Consider the following 11,837-nt stretch of genomic DNA (forward strand, 5'->3'; position numbering starts at 1 on the left):
TAAAATTAACAACATTATTATTTAGGAAAGGATATTCAACGTGATCAATATCGATTTGAAGCGATTGGTTGATACCATGACTCCGCATATGCGTGACTCACTAGAGGGCGCTGCTGGGCTTTGTCTGTCACAGAACCAGTACAATGTTGAATTAGAGCATTGGTTACTGAAACTTTTGGATCAGTCTGATACTGACCTTTACCATCTGTTGGAAAAACACGACTGTAATCCAGCAAATTTTGCCAAGCAGCTGGCTACAGCGATTGCTGGATTTCGGGCCGGCAGCAGCCGTCCACCAGCCCTGTCCCCAACTATCGTAGAAGCAGCGAAGAATGCTTGGATGCTGGCTTCTATTGATTATGGACATAGAGCAATCAGTTCCGGACACTTTTTGGCTGCGCTTTTACTGGAAGAAACTTCTCGTCGCCAGATTTTAGAATCCTGCCCAGAACTGAAAGAGATAGCTCCAGAATCGATTCGCGAAACCGCTCGTGCAATGTTTGGACAAAGTGGAGAGTCTAGCCATATTAGCGCTACGGCGGATATGGATGATGGCGCAGCTGCAGTTGCTGCAGCTGCTTCTAAAGCTCCAGCTTTGGACAAATATACAATCAACCTAACTGAAAGAGCGAAGAAGGGAGAGATTGACCCTGTACTTGGTCGTGATGAGGAAATACGCCAATGTATCGATATCTTAACTCGCCGGCGTCAAAATAATCCGATCCTGACTGGTGAAGCAGGTGTTGGTAAAACTGCCGTCGTTGAAGGCTTTGCTCTTCGAATAGCTAGTGGTGATGTACCTGAGCCATTGCGCGGTGTAGCCGTACGCACGCTTGACTTGGGACTTCTTCAGGCTGGCGCCAGTGTAAAAGGTGAGTTTGAAAACCGCTTGAAGTCTGTAATTTCAGAAGTGCGAGCATCTGCAACGCCAATTATTCTATTTATTGATGAAGCGCACACCATGATTGGCGCGGGCGGTAAAGAGGGGCAGGGGGATGCGGCTAATCTCCTGAAACCTGCACTGGCTCGTGGTGAATTGCGTACTTTAGCTGCCACAACCTGGGCGGAATATAAGAAGTATTTTGAACGTGATCCTGCTTTGACCCGTAGATTCCAGGTAGTAAAAGTGGAAGAGCCTGATGAGAGCAACGCGATTGATATGATGCGTGGTATCGCAACCTCGCTGGAGGAGCACCATAAAGTACGCATTCTGGATGAAGCTATCATAGCTTCGGTCAAGTTATCTCATCGTTATATTCCCGGGCGCCAATTGCCAGATAAGTCTGTTAGCTTACTGGATACGGCCTGCGCGCGCGTCGCTCTTAGCCAGTCTGCTACTCCTGGGGCGATTGAAGATGCTCGTATCAATATTGATCGCACTAATACTACCCTGGCTAAACTTGAGCGTGAAAACGCAGCAATGGGTGAGCATGAGGAGCAACTGGCAGAGCTAAAAGAGTTTAAAGCTTCCGAAGAAAAGCGTTTGGAAGTGCTCGAACAGCAATTACTTAAAGAAAATGAACTAATCGGACAGATTCAACAACTCCGCGATCAGATCGATGTAGAGTTTATGAAGGCCCAAGGTGGTGAAGGTGAAGATACACCCGACGAGGCCTTATTAGCCGACTATCAGCAACAGCTCAAAACATTAACTGCGGACTTGGAGGTTATCCAGGGGGATACCCCGTTAATGCAGCCAGCTGTTGATGAACAGGCTATTGCCGCAGTAGTTGCCAACTGGACTGGAATTCCTGTCGGCAAGATGGTTAGCGATGAAATTATTGCTGTGAAAACTTTGTCAGAGCGCCTGAATAAACGTGTTATTGGTCAGCCCCATGCTATCGAGGCTGTAGCTCAGGCAATTCGCACTTCTCGAGCAGGCTTGACAGACCCGCGTAAACCGGTGGGTGTGTTTATGTTCTGTGGTACTAGCGGTGTAGGTAAAACAGAGACTGCCCTTGCCTTGGCTGATGAGCTGTTTGGTGGTGAGCAAAATATCACGACCATCAATATGGCTGAATTCAAGGAAGAGCATAAAGTATCTATGCTGTTGGGCTCTCCTCCCGGCTATGTAGGCTACGGAGAGGGCGGTGTTCTTACCGAAGCTGCACGCCGTAAGCCTTATTCGGTAATCTTATTGGATGAGATGGAAAAAGCTCACCCAGGTGTACAAGATGTTTTCTATAACCTGTTTGACAAGGGGACCATTAAAGACGGTGAAGGAAGGGATATCGACTTCAAGAACACCGTAATAATTATGACCTCCAATGCAGGGGAGGATGCAATTAGAGCTATCTTCAGTCAGGTAGAAGAAAAGCCTGAGCCAGACGTATTGATGGATAATATCCGCCCACATCTGCTACAAAAATTCAAGCCTGCTTTCCTCGGTCGAGCAAATGTGATTGCTTATTACCCTCTCGATGATGAGAATCTGGTAGAGATTTGCAGAATCAATATGCGTAAGATTGAAAAGCGCGTTCACGAGCATTACGGAGCTTCCTTTAGCTATGACGAGGATGTTTTGATTAACATCGTTGCTCGTTGTCACGAAGCTGATACAGGTGCTCGTAATATTGAAGTTATTCTGAACAAAACATTATTGCCGGAGTTGGCTAGTGAATGTTTGGATAAAATGGCGCGCGGTGAAGAGGTTAAAGCAATTAAAGTATCCGCAACGGAAGAAGGGGACTTTAGTTACACTGTAGAATAGAGAATTGTATATAAGCCCGGCAGTGATATTAATAAAAAATCATTGCTGGGCTTGGTACCACTAATAACCATATAGATACAACTGGTTTTAAGAAATAATTACTGGTTTGGTCTTCCTGCCCTCATTACTAAGTCAGAAACAGCGCGGTGCATACGTAGAAATACCATACGAATAAAGGAAACCGTGATATCCGTACCTTCGACAATAGCCAATCCGATCAGTTGTGCCAGCCTACGGATAAGTCGCAAAATCCAAAAAGAGATATCTTTACTAATCTGATATGCTTTGTGCAGGAATATCGCAAGTCTGTCGAGAAGTGTAAAAGTCGTGCCACCGGCAACCACCAAAGAAATTCCTGCAAGGTGAGTGATTTTCTTAAGCACCCAGAGCAGTGCCTCTCCAGCGATCCATGCTGTATTCATGGTAAGGGAAAGTACACCGTCAGATCTTAACCATGCCTCGACGCTCTTTTCTAAATTTCCTTTAGGTTTTTGTAATTTAACGGTATCCCAATCTAAGCTGGTTCCATTAGGGGATACAGATTTAACATAGGTTTGACTGCTATGGCTTATTTTTGGGTTAAGACTCGGTGTAGGTAGCTCAAAGTCTCCAGTTCCACCATTCGGGACATGAATAAATGGCCACGTAGGTACCATAGGAACAGGATCTGCACGATGATATACGCGATAAATATTTTCAGATTTAAGTTTACGTTTACAGCTGTTAGCGAAGTGATCAAGCCCAACTCTTGGGCTGCCAAACGTATATAGTTTTATAGATTTTCCCGTGTTTGAGGAAAGCCAATCAGCAGCAAGCGTGGCTAACGCCCCACCAAGGCTGTGGCCAAGGCAGTGAATAGTATGAACATCATTGGGTAGGTTTTGCGCAAACTGTTCAAGTTGAGGTAGTAGAGACTCAAAAGTATAATAAAAACCTTGATGTACTGCTCCGCCAGTATGAAATCGCTTAACTCCAGCATTTAGGTCTGTTAACACATCATATAGGCTATCAGTTCCCAAAATACTAAAAAAAGCGCTACCTTTGTGTTGCCCTTTCCCTAAAGTTGCTATTCCTCTTGTGTCTGTACTTTTTAGGAAAATAAGAGCACCGGCTTCCGCATCTACTTTGTCTGTGATTTTTTCGTCAATATCAAAGTCATCTTTATACATTTCATAAAATATTTTCCTTGTCCTACTTTCTTTTACTAAGTAAGTGTCCGCAGCAAGTTTAGCGGTATATTTAGGACTTAGCATAATTGATCTTTCCTTTTATTTTAGTGTTAATTAAATTGGCATGATGTTAATAAGGCTGAATCAAATATTTCTTCTAACCTGGTTTCATCTGTTAGCTCACATGTGAGGTTAAGCGGCTTTCCCATTTCGGAGTTCTCACCCGGGCTTCTTTTAGCGTAAACCCAAACTTCATAGTTTTTATTTTCGTAACTAACATCGATGGCCTGGGAGACTACAAACTCAACTGGTAATACCTGTGTTAAAGAGTTTGAAAATTTAGCTGGGAGGACTGCGATTCCGTCTTCATCAGATGTAAATGTATCGATCCATTCCTTTTGCCATTGTATTGAGCGTGTGATCTTAGCCCCTGATACAGGCTCGCCATTTAGTGTTAACTTGATTTTCATTTCTGAAAATGTACAAGCTTTAAAGGGGTTGAATGAAGCCATAGCGTTAGTCCCTCCAGGTGATATGGCAATTAATAAAAAAGATATTAAAAATAATTTAAATTTATGTTTCTTTTGCATGGTAAAAACCCTCTGGCCATTTTGGCTAAAGTGATTATTTTCTGGTTGGTTGTAATCTTTACTTATATTTCGGTCCTAGGCTAAGTTCTTTAATAAAGAGTCATCGAAAATATATTGTTAATGAAAATTTATTGTGTGAAATATTTTAATTAGTGATCCGTAGGTTATATAAACATATTGTTTATATTTGATTGGTAATTCTGTGCTATTTTTAGCTGAATAAAGTTGTTTAATATTTCCGGTTCTTAGGTAGGTTTTCCTAAGCCTATGCAAGACATGCGTTAATGTACGAGTAACGATTTTTGGATTTAAAATAATTGTGCTAGATAGCTAGCTTTACCATTGCGGCCGGCTAAATATCCTAATAAAAGAGGGCGTCACTTTTAGTACACAGAAATATTGTCTTGTGTACTAGGGCCTATATTTTAAGCCGTTATCTTTATTCAGCAGATATGGTGTGGCAGAGAGATGCCCACTCGATAAGAATGGACTTGTGTGAGTACTCTTAAGCATAGATATGGGATGATCTTAATTGGACAACACCAGTTTCCAATTTTATCTATGCCGACACACCGTACTTAGTTAGTACGCGGGATGGACCTATTTTATCCACCTATCAATACTGTAGGGCAACCAATAACTATTTTTCCACCATGCCCTGTGGTGTCTCCCATTCTTGCTGCAGGTTTCTTTTGCAGCATTACCGTTGTACTTCCCATGGCGACCGTATCGGGCGGTCCAACACAGGTACAAGTGCTACCAACGGTTGCTGAGGGCATCCCACCGATGATAACGGTGGGTGCTCCTGGGCTTACTACTGGGCCACCCACATGAGGTACTGTGCCGGTGACCATTGGGCATACGTGCATATCACCAATACGGGAAGCTGGCTTACCCATAGTTTATCCCTCAACCCTACCGTTTCCGCCTCGTGCTAGATCGAGACCTTGCTCCATATAGCGCATGAACCTTTTGTTTGGATCGACTGGGTCAGATAGCACGGCAGCAAGGGTAACACTGCCTGCGACTGCATGAGCATAAAGGTGTTCTGGCGGCTCTACTACCGGCTCACCTTCGGCTGCTAAGCTGCCATGACACCAACTCGCTGCAGTAGCCGCCCAGCTCGCTGGAGTTTTATGTTTTGTTTTATCGCCGAATAGTTTGCAGCGTAAGCGGGCTTCTTCACTGGGCTTTTTGGCCCAAGTCTCTGCTGCATTAAGCGCATTCACATTGTCATCGTCAGTTTGAGGGCCTTGGATATCTCGGGCCGCGAGGCAAGCCCACCACACGGCTTCCCGCTTTGGTAGGCCATGAGCAAGCAACTTGATCGCGTCTGGAAATAGGCCTGCTTCCACAAGGCGGTTTATGCTGACTTCTGGTGCTGTATCCGGTACCAGATGATCTTCTGCCTCGTCACTAACTTCAAAATTCTTAAGTAGCTCATCTGCGGTGAGAGCTTCTACTTTAATGAGGTCTGTCATTGGAATATCCCCATCAGTTAATCATGGTTACGCCGCCTTTCAGGGTCAGCATCCCGCCACCTTTAACTTCTGCAGTAGCGTCGCCCTTACAGGAAAGCATTGTTCCTTTGATGGTGATACCAGCTGGAGTCAGTTTAATACTGCTACCGCCGACTTTTAATTCAATGGATGCTTTGGAGGAAATCTTAATTGCACCCATTGCATCAGTAGTTTGAGAACCTTTACTGACCTTGAGTGTGTGATTTCCTGACCCGATAGTTACAACTTGATTGCCTTTACTGACATTGAGTTTCTGATCACCTTTTGAGATGGTGACAACTTCACTGCCATCGGTAACCGTAATAGTCCGGTCTTGCTTAACCTCAAGGGTCTGTTTGTTCTCTATCTTACCTGTTTGGTCATTATGGACGACAAAGTTATGGTCTTTGCCGGCTTCCATATAAAGCTCTTCGCTTCCGCCTTTGTCATCAAATCGAAGTTCGTTAAAGGCGCTACCTTCATACTCAGTTTTCCAGCCGCTTTGAGTCGCAGTGTAGTTGGGACCAGGATTATCACCGTTATATACGGCTCCAGTTATCAGTGGTCTATCTGGATCACCATTAATATAAGTAACAATAACTTCTTGATTGACTCTGGGGACAAAGTTGGCGCCCCAGTTTTTTCCGGCAAATGACTGCATCACCCGTACCCAACAGCTGTTCTGCTGTGAATTCCATGGGAACTTGACTTTGATTTGGGTGTAGGGGTCTTGTGAACTATCAGAAGTGGTGGCCTTAACTTCAAGAACGCGTGCGACTTGCGGAGAGTGTACCTTCTTCGCAAAAATATTTGGCTCAGGTCTTGGAGTTACTGATGATGGAATGCAACTGAAAGTATTGTGGAAATGTGTTTCCGCACTATTGCCGTCTGTAGCAGAGATATGTACGGAAGTAATTAGGTACTTCCCTTTTTCTGACGATAATGTGTGGTCAAAATTAAAGCGGCCGCCAGCTGTGAATGAGGGGCAGTCACTGCGCCCATGGCTCACATCAAATAAAGCTTCTTGTGCTTCCATTGAGCGCTCGGCTAGCGCCTTATGGTAGCTATCTGTAAATTTGTGCTTATTTTCACCGTCAGCCTGAAAATGATTTAGCCCATAAAGGCCGCGCATGTAATTGCTGACATCATTTAGTTGGCTGGTGGTTTTAACTTGCTGCTTATTATCTTTTGTTGCGGTGAACTCACAATAATCTTTCAGTTCAAAGCCGCCACCATGATAATTGAAATTTCGCTGCCAGCTACTTACGGTATTTTTTGTCGGATGACTACCGCTCCCATCGTACTCTATCTGTTCGCTTTCGCAGTCATAGAAATCCTGGCTATCATCACAAAGTACAAGTTCGTGTTGCCCATTTGAGTGCTTGAAGTAATAGGAGATACCCTCTTCAGCCATAAGGCGATTGATGAATTCAAAATCACTTTCATCAAACTGCACACAATATTCACGAGTTATATATTCAGCATTTAATTTAACGCTTAGTTTTACAACTTTGCTGTACTCGCCCAAAACTTCTTCAAGAATCTGTTTAGCAGATTTCTTTTCAAAAATTCTGTTGGAACCCCCGAGGCTGGTAAACCAAAGGCCTGGTTGAATCGTGGCGCTATAACTTCGTACTCCCTCAGCATTTACATCGCGCAGAGACAGTTGAGTAACGTAACCATTGATATAGCGAGGAGTTTCTGAGTGGTGTACAGAAACGGTAACAGCCTTGCCGACGATATCTTTCTGGCTTATTGCATGGTCATCGGACAGGAGCTGAAGTTCATAGCGGAAGAGTTTGGATATGTGCTCTTCGCCTTGCAGGCTGGTAGCGATTACCGCATCCGTGCCGAGCGGGCTGTCGACTTTAATCAGTCTTCTATCTTGATTTAATGTAGTCATGGGCAGCCCCTACTATCCCTACGGTGCCTTGGAGAATAGTACTAGTTATTATACATTCAGTTATTTAGCTGAAAACTCAATAAGCGCTCAGCTAAATAACTGCTAAATAATGGTCTGCAGAATTTCCTGCAGACCATTGTATATGCAGATCAGGTTCTGCTGGCTTACAGCGGCTTGGCTGTTTCCAGGTCGTATCCAACACGCATATTTTTGGGGTTCTTGTTGGTCTTGTCTGCGTGGTTGAGGTCCGCTTCGATTTTAGCGTAGCTCAGGGATACAGACTCAGCCGGAGCGCCACCAGCGGAAGCACCGATGCTGTAGGAGGAAATCAGGGTGTTTTCCAGTTTGTAAACAGCGTACTTCTCTACAGAGTTAGCACCGGTTTGTACTACGTGGATCTCAACGGTAACACCTTCGTCACCGGTTACAGAAGATTTGAACAGACCGCCGGAAGCAGCGTCGATGCGCTTGGTGAAGCTTACTTCGCTCAGGCTTGGGCGAGAAGCTTCGCGGTTTGACATGGCGCCAGCTTCCATGGTAATGCCGCGGCCAACACCGAAGTTGAAGCTGTCAATTTCGATCCAGTCCTCGTAGCCGGAAGCAGTAACATTGCCTTTGATGGCTTTGTTGTTGTAGTTCATGTAGATAGCCATGGGATGTCCCTCATTAGTTGGCGTGTGATGTTGGTGGTTAATCCCTTACCACCGCGATTCGCAGTAGTTCAGGTGGTCGTCGCGGTGGCAACTGTGATGATTTAAACAAAGAGAAAGCTAAAAACAAACTAATTTTCGAGTTATTTAATCGACTCTGGCACTAATTTCGAGAGGCGATTTTATGCCGTTACGATTTATGCCTGTTTGCTCAAATTGACTCTGACACTAATTTAATATTGCTAAAAACTAACAAATCTCTAACGGGGATAAATAAGTGGTTTGAGTCATGGATATTGATTGACAGTCAAATATCTATTTGAAAGCATTTACTGGTATTTTTTTGATAAGCTTGCTTTGTAATAATATGTAATTCAGCCTTATATCGGAGCGATACTCAGTGTTTTCGGGGGCTGGATCAAGATAATAGTTTGATGGCGTGTTAAGGCAAATTTATTTGAATATTGATTCATTGTTGCCACATAGGCTGTTCGATATACTTCGCACCCTACTTTATTGCCTTGCCCATTAGATCAATAACAAAGTTTTTGCAGATTTGGATGTGTCGTAATGGTTTCCCATGGAGGCGGAATTGAACGATAAGACGCGTATTGTTCGGCCGAGTGACACTCCGCCGGGCTCAGGCCAATCAACCAGCGGGCTGACAGAAGATGGTGATATCACCGTTGTTGTGCAGCAGGATAAGACTGGAGCAAATGATCACCCCCCGGTTAAAGGTGCCCAACCGGTAATCCCTTCGGCTGCTGCCAGCTTTAGCTCAGATGCTACTGTCTTTGCGCCTTCCCCTAATCCTAATCGGATGGGAAGTGGGGCTGGGACCAATGAAGTTTTGGGTGGGGTTTCTGCCGATTCGGCAGTAATACCTGAACCCTTTGAAGCTTCTGGCTCAAATGCAGTGACCAAAACTGTAATCAAAGGCCGATTTGAGCTTGACAAACTCCTGGGTGTTGGGGGAATGGGGGCAGTTTACAAAGCCCTTGACCGCCGTAAATTAGAAGCCAGTGACAGCGAGCCCTATGTTGCTATCAAGCTGCTTAATGATGATTTCCAAAAGCACCCCGATGCTTTTATTTCTCTCCAGCGGGAAGCGCGCAAGTCACAAACGCTTGCTCACCCTAATATCGTAACGGTTTACGATTTTGACCGCGATGGAGATCGCGTATTTATGACAATGGAGTTCCTTGAGGGTGCTCCATTGGACAAGTTGTTGCGCGATCATGCCGATGTTGGGTTGGAGCCCGAGCGTGCCCGCTCGGTATTTTGGGATATCTCCCAAGCCCTGATATATGCCCACTCCCATAAAATTGTTCACTCGGACTTTAAGCCAGGCAATATTTTTGTCACCAATAAGAAAGGTGCAAAAGTATTTGACTTCGGTATTGCCCGAGCTGTTTCTGAAGGGGGAATCGCAAATAAAGCTGGCGAAACGACAGTATTTGACGCGGGCACTCTCGGAGCCTTGACTCCGGCGTATGCGAGCCTTGAGATGCTCAAGGGAGCTGAACCGGCACCGAGTGATGATGTATTTGCGTTGGGTTGTGTTGCCTACGAACTATTCTGCGGGCGCCACCCTTATGACAAAACGCCTGCCGATAAAGCCATGGAGCAGGGCCTACGCCCCAAGCGGATCAAAGGGCTTAATCGCAGGCAGTGGCGCGCACTTGAGTCAGCGCTAGAGCTAAAGCGCGAAAACCGCACTAGTACCGTAGAGAAGTTTGTACAGGCGTTCTTTGTTAGCCATGCCTGGAAGTGGGTACTAGGCGGTGCGTTTGTCATGTTGTTGGGCGGTGCTGTAGTGGGTTATGGCCATCTGCAGCAGCAAAATGCCGTAGAGCAAGAGCGAGTCAGAATCGAGCTCGAGCGCAAGCACGAACAGGAGCTATTGGCCAGGCGTATTGCTGATAAGAAAGAGGCTATCACCCGGTTGATTGGCCTGAGTATTTTGACTCCAGCCTGGGAGCGAGATCTTCAACTGGAGTTGGAGGAGTACTCTGAGCTGAACCCTGCGGATAAAGAGTTCCTGGATTCCTCCCGTCGCCAGGTATCAGAACTTTTCCTGGCTGCTGCAACCGGTCAGTTAAACCTGGGTAACCTCGATCAGGCCGATGTCATGCTGGCGGGGGTTGCCAACTGGTATGGTGAATCTAAAGAAGCTGAGGCTATCAAAACTCAACTGGCGAATGATAGAGAGAATCTGCGCGCTCGCCTTGAAGCGGAGCGGATCGCTGAAGAGCGCGAAGCCGAGCGTATTCGCCTGGCGGAAGAGCGGGCAGAGCGTCGCCGCCTGGCTGCGCAAAAGCAGCAGCAGATTGATGCTGTGCTCGATGATATGGAAGTAGCACTCACCTGCAGCTTCTCCATGAGTGCCACTGCAATAGGTTCACAGTTGTCCAGCCTGGCAAAGCTGGATAGTGCAAAAGCCTTGAAGATCCGCCCAGTGGTGGGCGAAGAGCTGGTAAATTGCGCATCTAATCTTGGCACTAAGGATCCGATACAGACGGAAGCCCTGGTTGATCAATTCAGGGCTCTACTGCCCGCATACCAACCATTGAAAGACTTTAAGCTGGATTTTTGTGGGCACCTGGTTCCTGGCAGCGGCCGACGTGGTGATCGCTACACCTGTCGTGACCGTCTTGCGGATGGCAGCAAGGGGCCGGCAATGGTGGTGATTAAAGGTTTGAGTGGCAGGCCACTGGCTGTGGGTAAATATGAGGTGAGCAGTACTGAGTTGGCTCAATTCTGCCGCATTGCTGGTCAGTGCGGAGAGCAGACTCCAGAAGCAACGGACTTGCCGGTAAATAACTTATCCCTGGCAACTGCAGAGGCTTATTTAAGTTGGCTCAGTGATGAGACCGGCTACCGCTACCGCCTACCTTCTGAGCAGGAGTGGTTTGCTGCTGCAAGTGCCAGGGGGAAGACGAAGTAGCGGATCGAAACTGTCATTTGAAGTATGGCGGTATTGAAAAAGGTGCTGAGTTAGTACCTGCCCGAGCTGGCTCCTCTAACGGATTTGGGTTACTTAATGCTGTAGGTAATGTCCAGGAGTGGGGATTAGGCACAGAGGGCGAGTTGCTCGCTTTGGGAGGTAGCCGCATTGATCCAATGAGCCGTTGTCTGGCAACAACCAAGAAGCTTCATAATGGCCAGCCCGATGAGTTTACCGGTTTCCGTGTCGTTAGAGATGTTAACTAGATTAAACAATTACCAGCGAATATCGATACGATAGTTGAGTTGGTTAGATTAAAGATTAAGAGATTAAAACTGGGGGAAATATGCTTGGGCTAGGAAAAAGTAA

General features: G+C 45.9%; 9 protein-coding genes. 3 read left to right on the forward strand and 6 right to left on the reverse strand.

The window, feature by feature from the left end; genetic code table 11:
• The first annotated feature begins 40 nt into the window (after positions 1-40).
• Complete coding sequence (gene tssH, locus QT397_04800) at positions 41-2,710, forward strand: type VI secretion system ATPase TssH (GenBank protein ID WNZ56687.1); 2,670 nt, start codon at positions 41-43, stop codon at positions 2,708-2,710.
• Between the two features lie 98 nt (positions 2,711-2,808).
• On the opposite strand, the gene QT397_04805 is transcribed toward tssH, so the two are convergent.
• The 6 genes from QT397_04805 to QT397_04830 form a co-directional block, all read right to left on the reverse strand.
• Positions 2,809-3,963, reverse strand: a complete 1,155-nt coding sequence (locus tag QT397_04805) for a lipase family protein (GenBank protein ID WNZ56688.1) — start codon at positions 3,961-3,963, stop codon at positions 2,809-2,811.
• A gap of 26 nt (positions 3,964-3,989) precedes the next feature.
• Positions 3,990-4,469: a hypothetical protein gene (locus QT397_04810; GenBank protein ID WNZ56689.1), complete on the reverse strand. Its 480-nt coding sequence runs from the start codon at positions 4,467-4,469 to the stop codon at positions 3,990-3,992.
• A gap of 605 nt (positions 4,470-5,074) precedes the next feature.
• Positions 5,075-5,368, reverse strand: coding sequence for a PAAR domain-containing protein (locus QT397_04815; GenBank protein WNZ56690.1), 294 nt, complete (start codon positions 5,366-5,368; stop codon positions 5,075-5,077).
• A 3-nt stretch (positions 5,369-5,371) separates the two neighbouring features.
• Positions 5,372-5,950: a hypothetical protein gene (locus tag QT397_04820; protein WNZ56691.1), complete on the reverse strand. Its 579-nt coding sequence runs from the start codon at positions 5,948-5,950 to the stop codon at positions 5,372-5,374.
• Positions 5,951-5,963: 13 nt separating this feature from the next.
• Positions 5,964-7,871, reverse strand: a complete 1,908-nt coding sequence (gene tssI, locus QT397_04825) for a type VI secretion system tip protein TssI/VgrG (protein WNZ56692.1) — start codon at positions 7,869-7,871, stop codon at positions 5,964-5,966.
• Positions 7,872-8,035: 164 nt separating this feature from the next.
• Positions 8,036-8,524 carry a type VI secretion system tube protein Hcp gene (locus QT397_04830; GenBank protein WNZ56693.1) on the reverse strand — a complete coding sequence of 163 codons (489 nt, stop codon included), beginning with the start codon at positions 8,522-8,524 and terminating at the stop codon, positions 8,036-8,038.
• Positions 8,525-9,113: 589 nt separating this feature from the next.
• On the opposite strand from QT397_04830, the gene QT397_04835 reads away from it, so the two are divergent.
• Both QT397_04835 and QT397_04840 read left to right on the forward strand, forming a co-directional pair.
• On the forward strand, positions 9,114-11,468 hold the full coding sequence (locus QT397_04835; GenBank protein WNZ56694.1) for a bifunctional serine/threonine-protein kinase/formylglycine-generating enzyme family protein: 2,355 nt from the start codon (positions 9,114-9,116) through the stop codon (positions 11,466-11,468).
• 17 nt (positions 11,469-11,485) lie between these two features.
• A complete protein-coding gene (locus QT397_04840) occupies positions 11,486-11,734 on the forward strand; it encodes a hypothetical protein (GenBank protein WNZ56695.1) in 249 nt (82 codons plus the stop codon).
• The last annotated feature ends 103 nt before the right edge of the window (positions 11,735-11,837 follow it).

Origin of the sequence: Microbulbifer sp. MKSA007 (assembly GCA_032615215.1) — a bacterium.
In the GTDB taxonomy this organism is placed as follows: domain Bacteria; phylum Pseudomonadota; class Gammaproteobacteria; order Pseudomonadales; family Cellvibrionaceae; genus Microbulbifer.

Excerpts from the sequence above, each read along its gene's own strand:
- QT397_04810 (WNZ56689.1), bottom strand. The coding sequence starts at position 4,469 with ATGCAAAAGAAACATAAATTTAAATTATTTTTAATATCTTTTTTATTA.
- QT397_04830 (WNZ56693.1), bottom strand. The coding sequence starts at position 8,524 with ATGGCTATCTACATGAACTACAACAACAAAGCCATCAAAGGCAATGTT.
- QT397_04805 (WNZ56688.1), bottom strand. The coding sequence starts at position 3,963 with ATGCTAAGTCCTAAATATACCGCTAAACTTGCTGCGGACACTTACTTA.
- tssI (WNZ56692.1), bottom strand. The coding sequence starts at position 7,871 with ATGACTACATTAAATCAAGATAGAAGACTGATTAAAGTCGACAGCCCG.
- QT397_04815 (WNZ56690.1), bottom strand. The coding sequence starts at position 5,368 with ATGGGTAAGCCAGCTTCCCGTATTGGTGATATGCACGTATGCCCAATG.
- QT397_04820 (WNZ56691.1), bottom strand. The coding sequence starts at position 5,950 with ATGACAGACCTCATTAAAGTAGAAGCTCTCACCGCAGATGAGCTACTT.